We start from the raw sequence: 22,660 nt of genomic DNA, 5'->3' as shown, positions 1-22,660 counted from the left end.
ATAGGGAATAATCGAATAGTGCGTTAATGAGATTTATAGCAAAAGGTGTATGCGATTACATTTTTTTATATTTGTAAGTGTATGATCAATTCTTTGATCCACACCCTTTTCTAAACACGAGATACTATTTTCGTTTCCGTTAATAACTTAAACTTTTTCCTTTATAAGATAATTATTTTTAACTCTCAAAATTCGATTTCTTCAACAGATTCATGCTCATTTAAATTAGTTTAAAATATACATATACTTTACGTTTCGCTGTCAATGGATTTTTTTCCTAAGAAATGGCATTCTAAGTTCTTCTACTTTGCCCTTCCATTCACCGCGGTTATAGGGGCTCCCCCATTTAAAACATGAATGATATTTTCAGCAGCTAAGTCCGCCATTTTTAATCTTGTTTTTTCACTCGCACTTCCGATATGCGGCAGGGTCACAACATTTGGCAGGGTTAAAAGCGGTGAATCTAAGAGCATCGGTTCAACTTCAAATACGTCTAGACCTGCTGCCCATATCTCTCCCGTTTTTAAAGCATTAAAAAGGGCAGATTCATCCACAATTCCTCCACGTGCCGTGTTAATAAGGATTGCAGATTGTTTCATTAAAGATAATTCTTTTTTGCCAATGAGATGGTGCACTGCTGGACTATACGGGATTAGTAAACTTACATAGTCTGATTGTTGAAGAAGCTCTTCTAGCCCCATGTACCTTATGCCCATTTCTTCTTCAATTTCTGGTTTACGGGATCGATTATAATAAGCGACATTCATATCAAAACCTTTTGCCCTTTTTACTAGAGCCTGTCCAATTCTCCCCATTCCAATGATGCCTAATGTAGCACCATGGATATCCTGTCCCGTTAATTGCATCGGCGACCATGTTTTCCATTCTCCATTTCGCAAATAATCGGAAGCCTCTATAACCCTTCTTGCAGTTGCCATTAATAGTGCGAAAGTAAGATCCGCCGTTGTTTCTGTTAGAACACCTGGAGTGTTGGTGACTACAATGCCTTTCTCTGTTGCGGTATCAATGTCAATATTATTATAGCCGACGGCCATATTAGCAATTACTTTTAACCTTGGCGCATTCTCGATTACTTCCCGATCAATAGTCTCTGTTAGCAGACAAAACAATCCATCAATTTCTTTGACTTCTTCCATTAGGATCTCTCTTGGAACTGGCTGGTCCTCTTTATCCCACATTTTCACCTCAAATTCATCAGCCAGTTTTGTATAGATAGCTTGTGGCAGTTTTCTTGTTATGTATATTTTTTTCTTTTCCACAATTTCTCACCCCAAAAATCGGATAATTTAGTCTTTTCAGCAAGTATACCCCCAATTCCTGATTGTGGGAACTGGTAAAATCACGTCTTTACGAACATTTTTCGATTAGTTTTGTATGAACTTGCAAAGGGACCGAAACTAAAAGTGAACAGAACGATTAGGTCTTTGAAACTTTTACCCTAACAAAAAAGACAGGATTCCATCCTGCCTCAAAAGTCCAACGCCTGATTCAAATCCTCCCAAATGTCCTCCCATGCCTCGAGCCCGACAGATAAGCGAATTAATGTATCAGATATACCCATTTTCAAACGATCTTCTTCCGGGACCACTGCATGTGTCATCGTTGCCGGATGTTGAATCAGCGTCTCCGAGTCTCCTAAACTGACAGCGATTTTAATCAACTTGCAGCGGTTTAGAAAGTCTTGCGCATCCCGCTTTGTTCCCTCTACTTCAAAGCTTATCATTCCACCCGGATACCTCATCTGTTTTTTCGCCAATTCATATTGAGGAAAAGATTCATCTCCAGGATAAAGCAGCGTTTTTACCATTGGATGATCTTTTAGTTTATCTGCAATCTTCTTAGCATTATCACAGTGGCGATCGATTCGTACTGGCAGTGTTTTCAAACCGCGCAACAGCAACCATGCATCAAAAGGACTCATGACTCCTCCAATATCCTTAAGCGTAGTCATCGCCATTTTATCCATCTCTGATTTTTTGCCAATGACAAGACCAGCAATAACATCGCCGTGACCGCCAATATATTTTGTCGCACTGTGAATGACATAATCGCAACCTAAAGCAAGTGGTTGCTGAAGATACGGTGAACAAAATGTATTATCCACGACCACTGGAATGTTTTTTTCCTTAGCAATGCGAACTACCATTTCAAGGTCCACTAATTTCATAGTTGGATTAATGGGAGTTTCAATATAAATGCATGTTGTGTTGTCTCTTATATAACCTCTTACTTCCTCCTCATTTTCAAAAGCAACAAGATCATGATTGATTCCAAAATTCTTTTCCATTAACTGAAGAAGCCCAAATGTACACCCGTAAATTCCTTCCGAACAGAGAATATGGTCACCTGTCTTAGTCAAGTGAAAAAGGGTCGCAGAAACGGCTGCCATTCCAGAAGAAAATGCCAGCGCAGCTTCTCCTCCTTCAAGGATTGCAATTCTGTCTTGCAAGACGCGAACCGTTGGATTCCCTAATCTTGAATAGATATAACCTTCCGTTTCACCAGCAAACCTTTCCTCCCCAACCTCCGCGCTCGGAAATGTGAATGTAGACGTTTGAAAAAGCGGCGGAACAAGACTGCCTTGAAAATCTAATGACTCATACCCAGCGTGAATAACCTCAGTTTCAAATTGCTTTTTATCTTTCAAACTAATAACCTCCTAAAATAATTACTATAACTTCATGATATGGGAAATTCCTCAAAATTGAAAGCGTTTACATAATATTGATTAATTATGCCTAATGATAACAATTAAGCAGTTTTTTCAAGCTTATGGTTTTGTTTATTCCTTAACAACAGCATTTGCTTCTGATATGTTTTCTATTTGTATGAAGATATGCCGTTGCTTATCACCATTTTTCTATTTTAGAAAGTAAACAAACATTTTTATATTCCTTTCTTCAGCTTGATTCTAAATAAACACCAATCTCTTCTGAATGCCCTGGAAATATGTATTTTGTTTTTAATAAATAGATGCTTGTAGTAAAAACACTTCGATTTCCTCTTAATGAATCCATCATTCCTTCAATGCATTACCTCACTTTGCTACCAGCCGCTTCTTACATATAAAAATAGCCTCCATCACGTTTAGGTGGAGGCAGGTGTTCATTATTTAATATGCCCCCCTAACATGCGAATGCACCTCTTCTTGATAAAAGTTTGCTAACCATTCCATCTCTTTTGGACTAAATGAAGATACCCCTATCGCCTTTACATTTTCAATCACTTGGTTAACGGATTTAAAACCAGGTATTACTGTAGTAACAGCGTCATGATCGAGAATCCAACGCAATGCCGCCTGTGTCATACTACCTCTGTTATTTACAATCCATCCAATTTTGTTACTTAATTCCAGACCTTTGTTAAAATCTAATCCGCCAAAAGTTTCTCCCACATTAAACTGCTCACCATTTCTATTAAAGTTCCGATGGTCGTTCGTTTCAAATACAGTATTCGATTGAAATTTGCCTGTTAATAAACCGCTTGCTAAAGGAACACGAGCAAGGATACCCACGCCCTTGTCCTTCGCCATAGGTAACAAATGTTGAAGAGGCTTTTGGCGAAACAAATTAAATATGACTTGTAATGCTCTAACATTAGGCTCCTCTAAGCAATATAATCCCTCTTCTACTGTTTCTACACTAACGCCATAGTACCGAATCTTTCCTTCTTCTTGAAGTTTATCTAAAACATCAAATATATTTGTATTCATTAATATTTTTAAAGGTGGACAATGTATTTGATAAAGGTCTATCCTTTCTCTCCCGAGTCGCTTAAGGCTTGCTTCACAGTATGCCTTAATCTTTTGCTCAGAATATGTATGAGGATCATAAATATCCCCTGCCCTGCAAAACTTGGTTGCTATATATATTTCATCTGCCTTCCCTTTCGTTGCTTTAGCTAAAAGTTCTTCACTATGCCCGTTTCCATATACATCTGCAGTATCAAAGAAGTTCACGCCCAACTCCATAGCCTTATCCAACCCGAACAATGCCTCTTGATCATTGGTTTTTCCCCAATCTCCGCCAATCGCCCATGTACCAAAACTCAATTCGCTAATCTCTAAATCTGTTTTTCCTAGATTACGATATTTCATGCTTTTCACTCCTGATTAGCATAATAGAAAAAGGCCGCCAATTAATTAGGAAGCCTTTCAATATCTTTATGCAGATTTATTCTTATTATAAATATCAAACGCAACTGCCAATAGTAAAACTAAACCTTTTATCGCTTGCTGCCAATCAATACCCAGACCAAGTAATGACATACCATTATTCATTACACCCATTACAAGACCACCAATAATGGCACCTCCGACTGTACCAATACCCCCATAAGCTGATGCCCCACCTATAAAGCATGCTGCAATCGCATCTAATTCAAAGAGATTTCCTGCCTTCGGTGTCGCTGCATTTAAACGCGCTGCAAAGACAAGGCCAGATAGCGCGGAAAGTACACCCATATTAACAAAAACCCAAAAAGTTACTCGTTTTGTTTTAACACCCGAAAGGCTTGCTGCTTTTTCATTTCCTCCAATAGCGTAAATATGTCTCCCCATAGTCGTTTTCTTCATCACAAATGAATAAGCAAGGATTAGAAACAATAGAATAATCAATATATTTGGTATTCCATCATATTGGGCCAACACGTAGGTAAATACATTTATGATGACAACCATTACTATTAGTTTTGCAATAAACGTAGTTTTTGAAGATACTTCAAAATTATATTTATGTAAACTACTGCGATGTTTAACCTCATTAAATATATATAGGATGGAGAAAATTACCCCAATTACAATGGCAAAAATATTTAAGTTTGATCCACTAAATATGTCAGGAATAAACCCTGAACTCATTCCTTGATAAAATTTTGGAAATGGTGCTATTGATTGGCCTTTTAGCACTAACATTGTTAAGCCTCTGAACAGGAGCATACCTGCAAGAGTAACGATAAAGGCAGGTATTTTTACATATGCTACCCAAAACCCTTGCCAAGCACCTATAAGTGCTCCGAGCAAAAGAGAGAGAATGATTGCCAGAAATGATGGGATATGTAAGTTCACAATTAAAATAGCTGATATTGCACCTACAAAAGCAGCGATAGATCCTACAGATAAATCAATGTGTCCCGTGATGATAACTAGCACCATTCCAACAGCCAAAACAAGTATATAACTGTTTTGCAATATTAAATTCGTGATATTTAATGGCCGCAATAAAATGCCGTCCGTTAGTATTTGAAACAAGATGGCAATTAATACTAACGCAGTAAACATTCCATACTGTCTAATATTACTTTTCAATACAAAGGTCACTTTACTTACTTTATTTCCTTCCATTCCCGGTTGCATTATTCTACCTCCTGCTCTTTGTCATATACTTCATTATTTCTTCCTGTGTAGCATTTTCCTTCTCTATTTCACCCGTTATACTTCCTTCATTCATAATATAAATTCGATCACATATTCCTATAATTTCCGGCAACTCTGAGGATATTACTAATATGCCTTTTCCCTCTGATGCTAATTGGTTAATAATAGTATAGATTTCATATTTAGCTCCCACATCAATACCGCGAGTTGGTTCATCCAAAATTAATATTTCCGGATCGGAAAAAATCCACTTACTTAAAACTACTTTTTGCTGATTCCCGCCACTTAGATTATTAGTATTTTGTAAAATATCAGGTGCTTTGATATTCATCTTTTGACGGAATGATTCCGCTTCAATAATCTCTTGCCTATCGTTAATGACACTTCTTTTTGATATTTTTTTTAAGTTTGCTAATGTGATATTCCTTTTTATATCATCAATTAAAATGAGTCCATAATTTTTGCGATCCTCCGTTACATAAGCAATTCCTTCCGAAATAGCCTTTTCTACACTCTTTAACTTGATTTCTTTACCATCCTTTACCATTCTTCCAGTTATTTTTCTTCCATAAGATTTTCCAAATATACTCATAGCCAATTCGGTACGTCCTGCCCCCATTAGACCTGCAATGCCCACTATTTCCCCTTTTCGAATAGTAATATTGACGTCATGAATTACCTTTTTATCAGTTAAAGTTGGGTGGTAGACATTCCAATCCTTAATTTCAAAAATGGTATTACCGATATTTGGTTCCCGCGAAGGATAACGATTGGTTAAGTCCCTGCCAACCATTCCTTTAATAATACGATCCTCTGTTACATCTCCCGCTTTCATGTCTAAAGTTTCGATTGTTTTTCCATCTCTTAAAATAGTAATAGAATCGGCAACCCTCGATATTTCATTTAATTTATGAGAGATGATAATAGAGGTCATCCCTTGTAAACGAAATTCTTGTAATAAATTTAATAGATTTTCACTGTCATGCTCATTTAATGCAGCAGTGGGTTCATCCAAAATAAGGAGCTTTACTTCTTTTGCTAAAGCCTTTGCTATCTCTACCAGTTGCTGTTTCCCTACACCTAGATTTCGAATTAATGTATCAGGAGATTCATACAATCCTACTTTTTCTAATAGGCTTTTTGTTTTCACTTTCGTTTGATTCCAATCAATGATTCCTCTTTTCGCCTGCTCATTTCCTAAAAATATATTTTCAGCTATGGATAAATCAGGGATAAGTGCAAGCTCTTGATGAATTATAACTATACCTAAGCTCTCACTTTGCTTTATATCCTTAAAGGAGCATATTTTATCCTTAAATAAGATATCGCCTTGATAGGTTCCATAAGGATATACACCGCTTAATACTTTCATTAAGGTGGATTTTCCCGCGCCGTTTTCACCACAAAGTGCGTGGATTTCCCCTTCCTTCACCTTTAGGTTCACATTTTCTAACGCCTTTACACCAGGGAATTCCTTCGTGATTTTCCTCATTTCTAGAATATTTTTTGACATGTAATCACCACGCCTTTTTAAAATGTAAAAGTAGTGAAACTTCAAACAGTGGAGATTTCCCACTATTAAAAAATGAATCTTAAACTCAACTTGTATTCGATACTTTTTGCCTTTTTTACAAAAAACCCCCACCTATCCTTATTTTTTCCCTATTAGTTTTGAAGTGGGGATCTTACTTACGTTCATTCGGTTAAGACTTGGCAGAGATTAATCTCCAACACCAAATCGTTATTACTTTGGCTTATCTATTTATTTAATTCAGCTTCTTTGTAATAACCACTATCAACTAAAACATCTTTATAATTCTCTTTATCTACAGATACCGGTTGTAATAAATATGCAGGAACTACCTTTTCACCATTATCATAAGTTTTGGTATCATTTACGTCCGCCTTTTTCCCTTTTAGCACTGAATTTGCCATCTTAACTGCCTGTTTCGCTAATTCTCGTGTATCTTTAAATACGGTTTGTGTTTGTTCACCAGCAATAATGGATTTAACAGATGCTAGTTCGGCATCTTGACCAGTTACAATTGGCATTGGTTTTGAAGCAGTACCATATCCAACTCCTTTAAGTGATGAAAGCACTCCAATACTGATGCCATCATATGGAGATAATACTGCATCTACCTTTTCTGTCGTATAGTTGGCACTTAATAGATTATCCATTCTAGCTTGTGCGGTAGCGCCGTCCCATCTTAAAGTTGCAGCTTGTTCAAACTTTGTTTGTTTACTGCGAACAACTAATTTACCAGAGTCAATATATGGTTTAAGCACAGACATAGCACCATCAAAGAAAAAGTACGCGTTGTTATCATCAGGAGAACCAGCAAATATCTCAATATTAAACGGTCCTTTTCCATCTTTTAAACCAAGCTTATCTTCAATATATGAACCTTGAATAACACCAACCTTAAAGTTATCGAAAGTAGCATAATAATCTACATATTTACTCTTTTTAATTAAGCGATCATATGCAATTACTTTTATGTTTTGCTTATGCGCTTCTTCTAGTACGTTTGTTAAAGCTTCACCATCTATTGGTGCGATAACTAAAACATCTACCCCTTTAGTAATCATATTTTCAATTTGTGATACTTGGTTCTCAACCACATCCTCCCCATATTGCAAATCTGTCTTATATCCTAATTTCTTGAATTCTTTTACCATGTAATTTCCATCATTAATCCATCTTTCCGATGATTTAGTAGGCATAGATATTCCTACAAACCCACTTTTCCCACCACTAGTTTTACTTCCGCAAGCTGTTAGCGCAATGATCATAGTTAAAAGAAGCATAAAGGATATAAACCTCTTCATTAATATTTCCCCCTCAAAAATTTTCAATTTATACTTAATATCTATGAAATTATCATAGATACCATAGCCATTCCCTACCGAGCAGTATGCGCTTACAATAAGGGATGCAGGATATAATATTATAAATTTGTACGTACAACCGCAATAAGGAGTTGCTGATTTCACATAATACTCCCAATGTTTTTGCAAAACTTATCTACTATACCTATTTTTATCGAAGACTCCAAGCAAGGTCACTTATTTTTATTTGATTTCTTAATTGCAAGGGATTCGTATGTTCATTAATTACTACACATTCCATACCTATCATTTCTGCCCAATCTATTAATTGTTCTGTCCTAACGGATAATGAAAATACAGTATGATGTGCACCACCTGCTATAATCCATGATTCTGTGGAATCCGTTAAATTTGGTGAAGGCTTCCACAATACACGAGCAACAGGAAGATTTGGCATGTCCATCATCGGTCTTATCGCTTCAATCTCATTCACAATTAATCGAAATCTCTTTCCAAGATCAATAATTGAAGCTACAATTGCAGTACCATTCTTTCCATCAAACACAAGGCGAGCTGGATCTTCCTTGCCTCCAATGGATAAAGGATGTACCTGTAATTTTGGACGCGTTGCAGCAATGCTTGGACATACCTCTAACATATGGGAACCTAGAATAAACTCATTATTTGGTTCAAAATGATAGGTATAGTCCTCCATAAAGCTTGTTGCTTCACCATTTGCCATTACTTTCATTACTCTTAATAATGCGGCTGTTTTCCAGTCACCCTCCCCGCCAAATCCATAGCCTTCAGCCATAAGTCGTTGAACCGCAAGACCTGGCAATTGCTTTAATCCATGTAAATCTTCAAATGTTGTAGTAAACGCCGTATAACCTCCATTTTTCAGGAAGGATTTTAATCCAATTTCCATACGTGCCTGTTCTCGAATAGATTGCTTAACATAGTGTTCGTTTTCTGGGTTGTATGGGATTTCGTATAGTTCAAAGTATTGGTCCAATAATTCATCAATAGCTTGTTTGGGGACAGAATTCACATACTCTACAAGATCCCCAACACCATATCCATCCACGGTCCATCCTAATTGTATTTGTGCTTCTATCTTATCCCCTTCTGTGACCGCTACAGACCTCATATTATCCCCAAAACGTGCAATTTTTAGATGTTTCCCTTCACTATAACCTATAGCAGTATGCATCCATTTTGCTAATCGTTCCCGGACATTTGGAGATTCCCAGTATCCCGCTACAACTTTTCGCGGAATATTCATTCTTGCTCCGATAAATCCAAATTCCCGGTCACCATGTGCGGATTGATTTAAGTTCATAAAATCCATATCAATACTTTCCCACGGTATATCCCGATTATATTGAGTATGTAGATGAACCAATGGTTTTTTTAGCTCAGATAATCCAGCAATCCACATTTTAGCAGGGGAGAAAGTATGCATCCATGTAATAATTCCAGCACAATACTCATGTGAATTGGCATCCAATACTAATTGATAGATTTCATCAGCTGTTGTTAAAACGGACTTAAAAACGATTGGTGAAGTAAGCGTCCTGTCTTCGTTTAGCCCCTGAACCATTTGCTTAGAATGTTCCTCTACTTTTTGGAGTGTTTCCATTCCATATAGATGTTGGCTACCTGTAACAAACCAAAATTCGTATGCTTTATTTTCAATCATCTTGCTGCCTCCTTTTGTTTGCCTTTGTTTTTTTCCGTTAGACCTTGTTTGATATGTTTTAGTTTCTTCATTACATTGTTAGGGCCTCTACCGAAATAATCATGCAAAATCACATATTCCCGATATAATTGTTCATACACTTCCACATTTTCAGGAATAGGTCTATATGTTTCCTCACGAATTCTTCCCATTTTTTTGGCTGCTTCCACTATAGAATCATAACCGCCTTTTTCCCGTCCGGCTGCAACTGCACCGAACATTGCCGCACCAACCGCTGGTGTATGTTTGGAATCGGCAACTTTTATTTCAAGATTCGTTACATCAGCATATATTTGCATTAATAATTTGTTTTTTTGAGGTAGACCCCCACAGGCGTAAAGTTCATTGACCGTTACACCGTTACTGTTGAAAGCGTCTACAATTTTCTTTGTGCCAAATGCTGTCGATTCGAGTAACGCCCTGTATATTTCCTCTGGCTTGGTTTGCAATGTATACCCGATAATTAGACCTGTTAAATCGGTATCAACTAAAACGGAGCGGTTTCCATTCCACCAGTCAAGCGCTAGCAACCCTGTCTCACCGGGAAGAAATGAACTAGCTCTTTTTTCCAGCCATGCATGAATATCTACTTGTTCTTTAACTGCCGCTTCTTTTACATAACTTGGGATCCCTTGCTCTACGAACCAAGCAAAAATATCTCCAACCGCTGACTGTCCTGCTTCGTATCCATAATACCCAGGTATAATACCGTCTTCTACCACTCCACACATGCCTTCCACTTGTTTTTCTTCTGTACCTAAAAGCATATGGCATATAGATGTACCCATGGCCATTACTAATTTTCCAGGTTCTACAACTCCTACTCCTGGTACTGCTGCATGGGCATCTACATTCCCCACCGCTACAGCTATTCCAGGCAAAAGCCCCATAACTTCAGCCATTTCTGGAGTTAAAGAACCTGCTTTGGTTCCTAACGGGACAATCTCCCCTCGTAATTTGGTTTCAACTAGGAATTCCAATCGCGGGTCGAGGGATTTAAAAAATTCTCTGCTTGGATAACCATCTTTTTTATGCCAAAGCGCTTTATAACCTGCTGTACAACTATTCCGTATTATATTTCCAGTCATTTTAAATACGACCCAATCGGTTGCTTCCAGAAAACGATCTGTTTGCTCATAAATTTTTGGAGATTCGTTAAGTATTTGCCAAATCTTCGCTATCATCCATTCGGATGAAATTCTGCCCCCGTATCTCCCAAGAAATGATTCGCCATTTTCCTCTGCAGCTTTGTTAATAAGATTAGCCTCTTCCTGTGCAGCATGGTGTTTCCATAATTTCACCCAACTATGGGGGTCACTCATTAACTCTCGTTTAAAACATAAAGGTTCACCATTAGCATCTACAGGCAGCATTGTACAAGCAGTAAAATCAATACCTATGCCCACAACATTTGATGGGTCTATACCTGAAGTTTTTATAATAGATGGAACAGACTGTTTAAGAACTTCCATATAATCATTCGGATGTTGCAAAGCCCAATCGTATCCCAACTGTAAATTTGATACAGGTAATGTTTCATCGATTACAGAGTGAGGATATGAAGTTACATGTTCAGCTATTTCAGCACCGTCAGATAATCTAACTAATACAGCACGTCCTGATTCCGTTCCGTAATCTACTCCTATAGAATATTTATCTATCATTTTTAAACTCTCCCAAGCTATTGATTTTGGCCATAGTAAGCAGCTTCTCCATGTTTGCGTAAAAAGTGCTTATCCAGCAAGCTTCTTTCTATATTTTTTATATTTGGATTTAATGAGTACGTTCTTAATGCCATTTTCGCAACTTCTTCTAATACAACAGCATTATGTACCGCATTTTCGGGAGATTTCCCCCACGCAAAAGGACCATGGCTATTTACTAATATGCCTGGAATCTTCAGCGGATCTCTATCGCCAATCTCCTCGATAATAACGGTACCCGTTTCCTTTTCATACGATTGTTCAATTTCAAATGTAGTCATTTTCCTTGTGCAAGGGATATCACCATAAAAATAATCCGCATGTGTAGTTCCAAGTACCGGTATACTTTTTCCTGCCTGTGCCCAACTGGTAGCCCATTCAGAATGAGTGTGAACTATCCCACTTATTTGTGGAAATCTTTTATATAGTTCCAAGTGTGTTGGCGTATCGGAAGATGGTTTCAAATTCCCTTCCACAATATTTCCATCTAGGTCTAAAACTACTAAATCCTTTATGTTTAAAGTCTCGTATGGAACACCACTTGGCTTAATAACAATCAATCCCGAGTTACGATCAAATCCACTCACATTTCCCCAAGTAAAAGTCACAAGTCCATATTTTACTAAATCTTTATTTGCCTGAAGCACCTCTGCTTTTAGTTGACCTAACACATCGCACACCCCCTTCTCTCTTCAACTAAATATGATGTATTTACATTATATAATTGTACGTACAAGTTTACCACATCTTTTTCTAAAAATTTTCAACATTTTTTATATTAAAAGTTCCAATCACCTATTAGCAAAAAAATATTCTTATTAATAAAATAAAAAAGCCGTTTTTTTCGGCTTTAGTAATTAGCTTTATATTATGCTTTAAAAATTGGAATTTGTACGTACAGGAGTGATTTATTTTAGTAAGGTGCCGTTGAGTTTCTAATAATTAATTGAGGTTGATATATGACCGGTTGTTCCTGAACAGTGATTTTTTCGTTTTCTATTGCATCTACTATCATTTTCGCTGCTTGGATTCCCATTTCCATTTGCGGATGGGTTAGTGTCGTCAATTTCACTTCTGATGCAACAGAAAGCTGGGAATCATCAAACCCTACGATGGAAACATCTTCAGGAACTTTTAATGAGTTCTCCCTAATAGTATCCAAAACTGCAATGGCAATTTCATCATTATAACAGAAAAATGCTGTCGGCCTATCTTTCAGATGAAGTAAACGACTAGCCTCTAATTGCGGTTTCGTATTTTTTTCTTCTGTGTTATACGATATAATCATTCCCGGCTGAATATGTACATTGTACTCTCTATGGGCTCTAATAAATCCCTTCATCCGATTCATTCCTTGCATATCATCGGACTTGAAGATGCCAGCTATTTGTTTATGTCCCAATTTTATTAAATGCTCAGCAGCCAAAAATCCTCCAAGTTCATCATCAACTGTAATACTTGCAGGCTGTAATTCTGAATAAAAAGCATTTATCATTACATATGGAATATTATTTTTTTCTAAACTAAAGTACGTATTTAAATTAGGATTATACAGTGCACTCTTAGTGGGTTCTACAATCAATCCATCAAGTTTTTTGCTCAATATATTCTCCAGACATTTTTTTTCTCGGTCTGTATTATTATTTGTACTGGCCAAAAGCAAATTATAGCCTTTTTCACTTAAATATGATTCTATTCCTCTAATTATGGATGGAAATATATAATCTGATATAGATGTGGTGATAATACCAATTGTTCTATCAATTTGTTTTTTTCGATGACTTTGGTCTTTACAAAAAGTTCCTCGTCCTTGTTCCCGATACAGCCATCCCTCATTCACCAGCTCACCCAAAGCCTGTCTAATTGTATGCCTGCTGACTTCAAACTCCTCCACAAGTTCATTTTCTGATTTAATCTTTTGATTTGGTTTAATTTGGCCTTCTTGTATCCAAGATTTGATCTGTTCTTTTACTTGTTTATATTTTACGACCATTTTGCCTCCACCTTTGTAAACATGTACGTTCATTTATTTTATCATACATTTCCATTGTTGGAATGGGTCAAAATAGTCTGCTTCCATATAGTCCTATCGAGGAAATGTGGCTAGTCATGCTCTTACAGATGGACTACTAAAAAAAAAACAGCTAGCCATTTCGCTAACTGTTTCCTTTCTATCCTTTCACAGAACCTGCTAACAATCCCTTCACAAAATATTTGCCTAGGAAAATATACACTAACAAGGTTGGGAGTGCTGCAAGCAAGGCACCAGCCATTTGCACATTCCACTGAACAATTTGACTTCCGGACAAGTTCTGCAATGCTACCATTATCGGTTGTTGGTCAGAAGTAGTAATGGTTACTGCAAAAAGAAACTCATTCCATATATTCGTAAACTGCCAAATAGCAACAACAACAAATCCTGATAAAGATAACGGAATCATAATGTAATAGAATATTCTTAAGAACCCTGCTCCGTCTATTTTCGCTGATTCAATCATTGAAAATGGGATATTGGCATAAAAGTTTCGGAACATCAGGGTCGTGATTGGAATCCCGTATACAACGTGCACTAAGATTAAGCCAGGAATAGTGTTATATAAACCAATATTCCGTAAAAATTGAATCAACGGAATCAATATACTTTGATAAGGAATAAACATTCCGAACAATATCGCAGTGAATAAGATTTCCGACCCTTTAAATCTCCACTTCGATAGAACATAGCCATTAAGCGCTCCTAATAAAGCAGATAAAAAGGTTGCCGGAATCACTAGATAAAGGGAATTCAAAAAATTAGGCGCCAGTTTTTCAAAAGCAACTTGATAACTGCTAAAGTCAAGCGCCGTTGGGAGCTTCCACATGTCACTCAAGGTAACTTGATCAAGCGGCTTAACGCTTGTCACTAGTATGACGTAAACTGGCATGAGAAAAAGCAAGCAAAGAACGATTAGGATTAAATATAACATTGGTTTTGATAATCGCCTAAGAGCCACTTGAATCCCCCCTCCGACTTATAATTAAATAAGGAACAATGAAGATTGCAACTGTGAGAAGCATGATAATTGCAATAGCAGCCCCATTGGCGTAAAAGTTGCCGCGGAAAGTAGTTTCAAACATATAAACTCCAGGAACATCGGTAACGAAATTTGCACCAGGTCCTGTCATGGAATAAATTAGGTCAAAGATTTTCAATGAAATATGGGCCATAATGATAATGACACTAACGGTAATAGGACGTAATAATGGAATAATGACCTTCCAATATACTTGAAATTCTGTTGCACCATCCATTCGAGCAGCTTCTTTCAACTCGTCTGAAATACCACGAAGCCCTGCTAAATACATTGCTAAAGAAAAACCGGTCATTTGCCAAACAGCTGCAATGACAACTGCGATTATCGCCACCGGAGCACCCACTTCAATTTGGCCGAGCTTTACTCCTGCTAGAATATGCGTATCTGTATACCACAGTGGTTCGATTCCAAATTTTTTTAAAAACAAATTTACCCCAGTGGATGGGTTTAAAATCCATTGCCAAACGACGCCCGTAACAACGAAAGATAATGCCATCGGGAAGAATAAGATGTTTCGAAAAATCGCTTCTCCGCGAATTTTTTGATCTAGGAAAATCGAAAGAACAAGACCTAAAATCAGGACTATTCCAATAAATAGAATCGTAAAGACCACGGTGTTTCGGACATCCGATAGGAATCTGAAGTCATGAAATAAGAATAAGAAGTTCTTTAGTCCAACAAATGAAAAATCAGGAACAAGTGTATTCCAATTACTTAAGGATACGTAACCAGTCCAACCGATAAATCCGTATACAAAAATGGCTATTAATATAACCGATGGTAATAAAAATAGTAAGGCTAATGTAAAATCCATTGAAAATCTTTTTTTACGCTTCAGTTTCGTTTTGATGACAGGAGAGGCATTACTCTCGACAACAATAGGTGAATCCATACTCTACCCCCTTAAACAAATGCGCAGACGACTTGCCCAGCAGCGTACGCTGTCATATTCTTCGACTGAGATAAAGGAAAATGTGAAACGGTAGTTCACGAGCTATTGAAATTGCACTACCATTTTCACCTGGTAAATTTACCTAATGTTTGACTTATCACAGGAAGGAGAAGGAGACATCCGCTAGCCGTTTGGTGTCAAAGCCAGACGCAAAGCTCTTTATTATCCACAGGATTAAATGTTATAATTTCCTATCCAATGAAAAAGAGGGAGAGTTTCCTCATCCTCTTTTTCCAAACGTCATTTGATACACATTTTTTCTGCTTTTATCATCTATCAACTATTTGATTTGCCAATTTTTTATTTCAAATCAGCAGATGCATTTTTCAAGCTGCTGATAAATGCATTAACATCTTTTTGTGTAACGAAAATATTCACTGCTTGGTTTACCTTAGTAAGGAATCCTTCAGGTGCAGCTGAACCGTGTGCTAAGCTTGGAGCAAGCTGAGCTGTTTTGAAGTCTTCCATAGTTGCTTTGCCATAATCATCATATTTTGAAGGGTCGGCATCTACACGAGCTGGAATCGAACCTTTTAATGGGTTGAAAGCATCTTGACCGTCAACAGATCCAAGTAGGCTTAAGAATTTTTTCACATCCGCCACATTGTCAACGCCTTTAGGCAAGCCAAATGTATCAGAAATAATCATAAACATCCCTTGAGATTCAGGTGTGGTTGTATATCCAAAATCTTTGTTTAATGATAATTTTAAATCATTAACAAAATAGCCTTTTGCCCAGTCACCCATAACATTCATTGCAGCTTCCCCTTTTGCTACAAGCTGGGAAGCATCTTGCCAGTTGCGTGAACTATGATCTTTGTTCACATAGCCCATCATCTTTTTAAAGATTTCTGCTGATTCCTTCACCTTTGCATCATCTAAAGCAATTTCACCAGTCCATAGCTTTTTATAGTCATCAGGTCCAAGTTTTGCAACAAGGATATTTTCAAATATCATCGTTGCTGCCCATGGTTCCTTATCCCCTAAAGCAAGCGGAGTAATGCCTTTCTTCTGCAAAGCGTCTGCAACCTTGAAGAAATCATCGAATGTTTTAGGCGGTTGTAAGCCGTTATCGTCAAAGATTTTTTTGTTGTACCATAAAACATTTCCTCTGTGAATATCAACCGAAACAGAATAGATATTTCCATCTTTACTTACCATATCAATTAGTGATTGTGGAAATTTATCATTCCAGCCTTCTTCTTTATACAAGTCATTTAGAGGTTCCATTTTGCCAGCTGCTACCCAACTTGCATTCAATTCTGCCCCTGCATGAACCTGGAATGTAGATGGTGGATCATTTCCCTGCATTCTACTTGCCAGAACTGCTTTGGCATTGGTACCCGCACCACCTGCTACTGCAGCATTTTTCACCGTAACATCAGGATATTTATCACCGAATAATTTCAATAATGCTTTTAGACCATCTTCCTCACCGGCACCTGTCCACCAGCTGAAGATCTCAAGCTCTTCTTTTTTGCTCTTTTTGCCGCCATCGCTGCTTGATTTTGAACTACAAGCAGCAAGTGCAAAAACAAGCATCATTGCTATTGCAACGAGAAGTCCTTTCTTTTTCACTTATATACCCCCTTTGGTTTTGTAAGCGTTATCTTACTCTTTTAATTTATCAAACTATTCCGCGTTAAACATTTGTAAGCGCCTTCATTATTTTGCGATTATCTGTATTTTTTTGTGGTGATTGATTGGGAGTTTAGTAAAAGATTGTATAATCGGTACTAATTATAGGAGAGATTGCAGTCTTTAGATGGGCTAGCTCCGCGTTTGGCAAGTATTCCGAACTTTGATGAGGGCTCACAACTTTTTAATACACTCCTTACTTTCCTTCTTTCAAAATTTCCTTCTAACTACAGGTGTTCCGTTCTACGTCTATGGAGGAACAATCCATTTTGTTTGGCAAATTCTCAAAACTTGCGTGTACAAAAAAAAGATGACCCATTAATAAGATCATCCATCCTACATTAATATATATTTACCTTCCCACTAGATGCTGTAACATTTACTTTATACGTACCTGATCCGTATGTTCCACTAATACTATGGCCATTAGAAGTTCTGCTTTCCAGTGGTAGCTCACACGAAATCATTCCGCTGCTCACCTTTCCATTTAGAGTAAAGCTGGAGTTTTCTGGAAAATCAAGACTGACGGTACCAGAGTTTATTTTTACATCGATTGAATCCTTTAATTGGTCAATTTGTCCTTTAAATCTTCCAGACGATAACTTAGCACTTAACTGTCCTTGAAAATGATTCATCTCTACATTTCCTGAACTCATCTTAATGGAGGCTATTCCTGCAGTCACATAATCAAACTGCGCATTTCCAGAAGAGCCTACATGGTGAAAAGAGTCCACGTTCAAATTTTTCAAATCTACCATTCCCGATGTCATATCGAGTGATAATTCATCTAGTTTCATTGGGTGACTTTTGGATGGTCCAGATAAATGCATTCTGCCGGAACCAATATTAACCGCCATTTTGTCATGAAAATCCTCGGGTATATAAATTTTTACTTTTTTCTGTTCCAAAAATTAATGCCCTGAAACAGACTGCGTTCTAAGGATACTTTTATCGTATCCCCATTTTTTGTAACCTTCAGCTTCCCTCTTCCCTTATACTCTGCTTTCACATCTTCTCTATCATCAGGAATAACGGTAACATCTGTAGCTGATGCATCAATATCAATCAGTTCAATATGTTTTATCGATGCCGATTGAGTATTTTTATTCCCAAAAGGAAGCCAAGATACCCGTTGCAAACTCATGCCAAGGATATAAAGACAAACAAGAACCGCTAAAAACGCAAGTAATTTTTGCATAAAAGTCTCTTCCCCTTTAATATTCTCCTATTTATTAGGATAAAGGGTTCAACACGCTCCCACAATGTACCGCAGTATTAATTCCGTCTAAGACCTCAGACTTATACGCTCAGCTACATACATAAAACCACCGCTACTATTACTTTGATGAGGTTTGCTTACTCCGATAAGCAGTTGGAGCAACACCGGTCTTCTTTTTAAATACACGGCTGAAATAGTTGGGATCTTTATATCCGATACTAAAGCAAATCTCCTTTAAACTTTTATTTGTATTCAGGATTTCTTCCTTAGCCTGTTCAATCCGCAGATTTGTTACATAATCAATAAAGTTCATACCATATTTTCCTTTAAAGAGCTTGCTAAAATGAAATGGGCTGAGACCAACATATTCCGCTACTTCCTCTAATGTAATAGATTGATGAAAATGCTCCATAATGTAATCTTTTGCTTTTAATAAATATCCCTTTGTGTGACTGGTTCTCCACGCTTGGACAAGCTCCGCAGATTCCAGTACATATTGTCTTGTCGCCAGTATAATTTGATCATATGGTTCCTTATGAGGGAAAGTGTAAGAACTTGTGTGGATTCCTAATTCATACATAGCACGCGATACAATGATCCATAATTCCTCCAGCATTCTAATTGCTTTTAATTCCGATTGGGACTCTAGTTCGCTGACATAGAGTTCAAATACCTCCAGTACATGTTGGCGATCACCGAGTTTTATAAATTCAATCAGTTCTTTCTCTTTTTCAAAGGATAGTTTTGCTTCCTTACTAGTTTCTGTTGGAAAGGCATACGCCATTTCATAGTGAAGACTTCTCTGCTCCAGTGCCAGTAATGCTTCATGATAAGAATTCGGCAGATCTTCTATGGTTTGAAAGGGTAACCCCATTCCTGCAAAAATGGAAAGATTAGAATCCCGCATCATCGAAACAACATTTCTAACCAGTTTAATAGCTTGCGATTTCATGCGGTTTTTCTCTTGAATAGAATTAAATAAAATAAGTACCGGAATTTTATTCTCAACGACTGGCCCCATTACACATTCGCTTTTGTTTTTTAACCATTCCTTCAGTCTTTGATACACTTGCTGCTTTGCTTCCTTTGATAGATGACTCTGTATAGAAAAAATAACGATAGTACCTGATTTCACTTCAATACCAAGTAGCTCACTCCATGCTTCAAAACTTATATGGTCATTTAATATCGAGGAAAGCCATTCCGTCTCAATAACAGAAAGGGCGCGATTTAAATTATCCTGTAGCGATTGTTTCTCCTCCTGAAGCTGCCTTTCTTCCTTAATCTCGCGAATAACTCTTGATAATGCTGCCAGCACTTCTGATTGCTTACTTGGTTTTAATAAATATTCCTTCACCCCTTGCTGCATCACTTCTTTTGCATACTCGAAGGTATTAAAAGCGGAAACCATGATAAATTTGATTTGTTTATGACTTTTTCTAATCTCCCTAACAGCCTCGACACCATCAATACCGGGCATTTTAATATCCATCATCATAATATCCGGTGCAAGCTCATCTGCTAGTTGAATGGCCATTCGACCATTTGTCGCTTCGCCAACTATATTGATATCAGGCATTTCCCTTTGAATCATTTTCGATAATGCCTTTCTTTCCAGCATTTCATCATCCACAATCACTAGACGCATGACCTATCCCCCTTAATTTTCAAACGAAAAGTGGTCCCTCTCCCTAGCTCTGATTCAATTTCGACAACATCCTTCTCCTGATAAAAGAGTTGCAGTCGTTTAATTACATTGATGACACCTATCCCCGTTGAATGTCCTGATCGTTTATGTTGCTCGTTCTTATGCAAGTCCTCACCATTTACATAGTTTAAAAGTCTTGTTTTTGTCTCAGGACCCATCCCTAAACCATCATCCACCACTTCTATAAAAATCTGCTCTGCTTTTTTAAAGATGGATAATGTGATGCTGCCGCCTTCCTCCTTAGACTCTACTCCATGTATAAAAGCATTTTCGATGATGGGCTGAAGGGTAAGCCTTGGAATAGGCACTTGCATGCAGCTTTCATCAATATAAGTGTAAAAAGATATGCGGTCTCCAAAACGAGTTTGTTGTATGTAGAAGTAATCTTTTACTACATTGATTTCATCTTTTAAAGTAGAAGGTTTATCAATATTTTCCAGATTATATCGCAATAAGGAAGATACTGATTCTATTAATCTTGTAGTTTCTGGGGCCCCTTCAAGATATGCCATTTTTGCTATGTTATTTAAGGTATTAAACAGGAAATGCGGGTTAATTTGATTTTGAAGGTTTTTCAGTTCCAGCTCCTTCAATAGCTTATCTAGCTCTGACTTATCTTTAATTTCATTTACTAATTCAATAATATTTTTCCGCATTTGGTTAAAGGTCTCAGTTAATAGCTTCAATTCATCCTTACTTGTTACCTTAATGTCCTCTCCGGATAAATGCCCTGCTGAGATTTCTTTGGCGGCAAGAGAGAGACGCTTTATCGGATTTGTAATTCCTCCTGAAATGCGAATAGCCAAAATCGTACAGAGAATGAACACTGCGCTTAAAAATAGCACAGCGGTTAAACGATAGTAATAATTGCGCTTTGATAATTGATTATAGAAATGTTGATAAGATGTTAATTCTTGATTAATTAAGGACATCGTCGTTTCTAGTATATATGACGATGTATCCGTGGCTTCATTAAAATAGGAGGAATACTGATTAATATCATTGTTTTGAAAGGCACTGACAGCAATATAGCTATCATCTAGAAAGCTTTCCAGCATATTTTCATAGTTTGTTAAATCCACATAATTCGATTTATCCTCGACTTCACTATCCAGTCTTTTTTTATTTGCTCTCAACTTTTTATTCGTTGCATTAAACTCATGTAAATAAGCAGGATCTTTTTCCACAATACAAGCATTCATTTTCTCGACAAGCGTGTTAGTTTGCTGAGATATTTCATTTAGCAATAAGAATCTCTGAAAGCTGCGGTCATATTCCCGCATTATTTGTTCGCTGCTGCTGTATAAATAGAAGGCTACAGCATTAACGAGAACAACAAGGATAATAAAATATAGGATTAGTTTTGTTCGAATACGTATCATGATGGAGACCTCTTTTGCTGTTCAATCGTGGCAATAGGCAAATCACTGCGATGAATGACTCTAGTGTCTGTATAATTTATTTCGGGTACTCGTTTTCCTTCTTCAATAGTCACCATCATTTCCACTGAATGGTAACCCATTTCATAAGGTTCCTGCATCACGGTAGCATTTATAATTCCCTTTTTCATATCATTGATTGTATCCTCAATGGTATCAAATGCGATGATGTACATGGAGTTTTGTCTATTTAGGTGTACGACTGTTTGAGCAATTCCAATACCGTCTAATGCACTTGTTCCGAAAAAAGCATTTGTCTCAGGGTGCTCCGTTAGAATTTTATTTGCCTTCTCAGCAGCTCTTATTCTCGTAATCTTTGATTCCTCTATTGCAATAATTTTCACTCTCTTTTCCCTTCGAATCGCATCTTTGAATCCTTGGACACGCAGTTGTTGGTGGCTTGCCTGAAAACTTCCTGTGATGATTGCAACATTTACCTTTCCTTTTGTGTCCTCCAGAAGAGCTTTTCCTGCGATAAATCCAGAATAATAATTATCAGAACCAATATAGGCTCGTCTATTACTGGACGGTGCATCTGTATCCACTGTTATCACAGGGATTCCTTTATTTTCGAGGCTATCAATAACTGGGGAAAATTGCTGATCATTGTAGCCTTGCGTTAAAATCCCATCTACCCTAGATGCACCGGCTATTTTCAGTTCTTTTAAGTGCTCATCAATATTGGATTGCTTCGGTCCTTTATATTCAAGCAATACATGGTGCTTTTTGGCAGCGTCCTTAGCTCCTTTTTCCACTAATCTCCAATAGTCATTATCCATTTCCTCCGGGACGAGGACAAAGTGATATTTATAGGATGGAATGATACCCGAATTGTTTTTTTTGCTCACTTCATTCATTTTAAAAGCATATACAACAGCAGCAGTAAATAGTCCTACAAAGAGAATGAAACCGATTACATAGAAAACTCTTGTCAATCGAATCACAAACCTGCCCCCTTA

At 37.3% G+C, this 22,660-nt stretch carries 18 protein-coding genes; all 18 read right to left on the bottom strand.

What is annotated here, in order from left to right; translation table 11 throughout:
- Positions 1-302 precede the first annotated feature (302 nt).
- The 18 genes from CWO92_RS12800 to CWO92_RS12715 all read right to left on the bottom strand — a co-directional run bounded on the left by CWO92_RS12800 (position 303) and on the right by CWO92_RS12715 (position 22,645).
- Positions 303-1,280 carry a 2-hydroxyacid dehydrogenase gene (locus CWO92_RS12800; protein WP_101354607.1) on the bottom strand — a complete coding sequence of 326 codons (978 nt, stop codon included), beginning with the start codon at positions 1,278-1,280 and terminating at the stop codon, positions 303-305.
- A 209-nt stretch (positions 1,281-1,489) separates the two neighbouring features.
- On the bottom strand, positions 1,490-2,674 hold the full coding sequence (gene megL / locus CWO92_RS12795; RefSeq protein ID WP_437177549.1) for a methionine gamma-lyase: 1,185 nt from the start codon (positions 2,672-2,674) through the stop codon (positions 1,490-1,492).
- Positions 2,675-3,133: 459 nt separating this feature from the next.
- Positions 3,134-4,117, bottom strand: a complete 984-nt coding sequence (locus tag CWO92_RS12790; protein WP_101354605.1) for an aldo/keto reductase — start codon at positions 4,115-4,117, stop codon at positions 3,134-3,136.
- Between the two features lie 66 nt (positions 4,118-4,183).
- Complete coding sequence (mmsB, locus tag CWO92_RS12785; RefSeq protein ID WP_101354604.1) at positions 4,184-5,374, bottom strand: multiple monosaccharide ABC transporter permease; 1,191 nt, start codon at positions 5,372-5,374, stop codon at positions 4,184-4,186.
- Positions 5,375-5,378: 4 nt separating this feature from the next.
- Positions 5,379-6,908: a multiple monosaccharide ABC transporter ATP-binding protein gene (gene mmsA / locus CWO92_RS12780; protein WP_101354603.1), complete on the bottom strand. Its 1,530-nt coding sequence runs from the start codon at positions 6,906-6,908 to the stop codon at positions 5,379-5,381.
- A gap of 245 nt (positions 6,909-7,153) precedes the next feature.
- A complete protein-coding gene (gene chvE, locus CWO92_RS12775; RefSeq protein WP_101354602.1) occupies positions 7,154-8,227 on the bottom strand; it encodes a multiple monosaccharide ABC transporter substrate-binding protein in 1,074 nt (357 codons plus the stop codon).
- 211 nt (positions 8,228-8,438) lie between these two features.
- Positions 8,439-9,929 (bottom strand): L-arabinose isomerase, encoded by a 1,491-nt coding sequence (gene araA / locus CWO92_RS12770; protein WP_101354601.1) that lies wholly within the window; start codon positions 9,927-9,929, stop codon positions 8,439-8,441.
- A complete protein-coding gene (locus CWO92_RS12765; protein WP_101354600.1) occupies positions 9,926-11,632 on the bottom strand; it encodes a ribulokinase in 1,707 nt (568 codons plus the stop codon). The genes araA and CWO92_RS12765 overlap by 4 nt, the downstream gene beginning before the upstream one ends.
- A gap of 17 nt (positions 11,633-11,649) precedes the next feature.
- A complete protein-coding gene (gene araD / locus CWO92_RS12760; RefSeq protein ID WP_101354599.1) occupies positions 11,650-12,342 on the bottom strand; it encodes an L-ribulose-5-phosphate 4-epimerase in 693 nt (230 codons plus the stop codon).
- Positions 12,343-12,584: 242 nt separating this feature from the next.
- Entirely contained in the window at positions 12,585-13,664 is a 1,080-nt protein-coding gene (locus CWO92_RS12755) for a GntR family transcriptional regulator (protein WP_101354598.1), read from the bottom strand.
- Between the two features lie 178 nt (positions 13,665-13,842).
- A complete protein-coding gene (locus CWO92_RS12750; RefSeq protein WP_101354727.1) occupies positions 13,843-14,637 on the bottom strand; it encodes a carbohydrate ABC transporter permease in 795 nt (264 codons plus the stop codon).
- Positions 14,638-14,653: 16 nt separating this feature from the next.
- Positions 14,654-15,559 (bottom strand): carbohydrate ABC transporter permease, encoded by a 906-nt coding sequence (locus CWO92_RS12745; protein ID WP_437177548.1) that lies wholly within the window; start codon positions 15,557-15,559, stop codon positions 14,654-14,656.
- Between the two features lie 438 nt (positions 15,560-15,997).
- A complete protein-coding gene (locus CWO92_RS12740; protein WP_101354726.1) occupies positions 15,998-17,242 on the bottom strand; it encodes an ABC transporter substrate-binding protein in 1,245 nt (414 codons plus the stop codon).
- Positions 17,243-17,676: 434 nt separating this feature from the next.
- Entirely contained in the window at positions 17,677-18,243 is a 567-nt protein-coding gene (locus tag CWO92_RS12735) for a DUF4097 family beta strand repeat-containing protein (protein WP_101354596.1), read from the bottom strand.
- The gene (locus tag CWO92_RS12730; protein WP_101354595.1) at positions 18,225-18,533 is read right to left on the bottom strand and encodes a DUF4097 family beta strand repeat-containing protein; all 309 of its coding nucleotides are present in this window, start codon (positions 18,531-18,533) and stop codon (positions 18,225-18,227) included. Before CWO92_RS12730 ends, CWO92_RS12735 begins: the two co-directional genes overlap by 19 nt.
- Before the next feature lie 139 nt (positions 18,534-18,672).
- Positions 18,673-20,202, bottom strand: coding sequence for a response regulator (locus CWO92_RS12725; protein ID WP_101354594.1), 1,530 nt, complete (start codon positions 20,200-20,202; stop codon positions 18,673-18,675).
- A complete protein-coding gene (locus CWO92_RS12720; protein ID WP_101354593.1) occupies positions 20,193-21,644 on the bottom strand; it encodes a sensor histidine kinase in 1,452 nt (483 codons plus the stop codon). Before CWO92_RS12720 ends, CWO92_RS12725 begins: the two co-directional genes overlap by 10 nt.
- On the bottom strand, positions 21,641-22,645 hold the full coding sequence (locus tag CWO92_RS12715; RefSeq protein WP_233269748.1) for a sugar-binding protein: 1,005 nt from the start codon (positions 22,643-22,645) through the stop codon (positions 21,641-21,643). The genes CWO92_RS12720 and CWO92_RS12715 overlap by 4 nt, the downstream gene beginning before the upstream one ends.
- Positions 22,646-22,660: the final 15 nt, after the last annotated feature.

The sequence above is a fragment of the Heyndrickxia camelliae genome, assembly GCF_002844575.1.
Lineage (GTDB): Bacteria > Bacillota > Bacilli > Bacillales > Bacillaceae_C > Margalitia > Margalitia camelliae.
This window is presented reverse-complemented; position numbering and strand designations above follow the sequence as displayed.

Coding starts and splice junctions, on each gene's coding strand:
- CWO92_RS12790 (WP_101354605.1), bottom strand. CDS start 4,117: ATGAAATATCGTAATCTAGGAAAAACAGATTTAGAGATTAGCGAATTG.
- mmsB (WP_101354604.1), bottom strand. CDS start 5,374: ATGCAACCGGGAATGGAAGGAAATAAAGTAAGTAAAGTGACCTTTGTA.
- mmsA (WP_101354603.1), bottom strand. CDS start 6,908: ATGTCAAAAAATATTCTAGAAATGAGGAAAATCACGAAGGAATTCCCT.
- chvE (WP_101354602.1), bottom strand. CDS start 8,227: ATGAAGAGGTTTATATCCTTTATGCTTCTTTTAACTATGATCATTGCG.
- araA (WP_101354601.1), bottom strand. CDS start 9,929: ATGATTGAAAATAAAGCATACGAATTTTGGTTTGTTACAGGTAGCCAA.
- CWO92_RS12765 (WP_101354600.1), bottom strand. CDS start 11,632: ATGATAGATAAATATTCTATAGGAGTAGATTACGGAACGGAATCAGGA.
- CWO92_RS12755 (WP_101354598.1), bottom strand. CDS start 13,664: ATGGTCGTAAAATATAAACAAGTAAAAGAACAGATCAAATCTTGGATA.
- CWO92_RS12750 (WP_101354727.1), bottom strand. CDS start 14,637: ATGTTATATTTAATCCTAATCGTTCTTTGCTTGCTTTTTCTCATGCCA.
- CWO92_RS12745 (WP_437177548.1), bottom strand. CDS start 15,559: ATGGATTTTACATTAGCCTTACTATTTTTATTACCATCGGTTATATTA.
- CWO92_RS12740 (WP_101354726.1), bottom strand. CDS start 17,242: ATGATGCTTGTTTTTGCACTTGCTGCTTGTAGTTCAAAATCAAGCAGC.
- CWO92_RS12730 (WP_101354595.1), bottom strand. CDS start 18,533: ATGCAAAAATTACTTGCGTTTTTAGCGGTTCTTGTTTGTCTTTATATC.
- CWO92_RS12725 (WP_101354594.1), bottom strand. CDS start 20,202: ATGCGTCTAGTGATTGTGGATGATGAAATGCTGGAAAGAAAGGCATTA.
- CWO92_RS12720 (WP_101354593.1), bottom strand. CDS start 21,644: ATGATACGTATTCGAACAAAACTAATCCTATATTTTATTATCCTTGTT.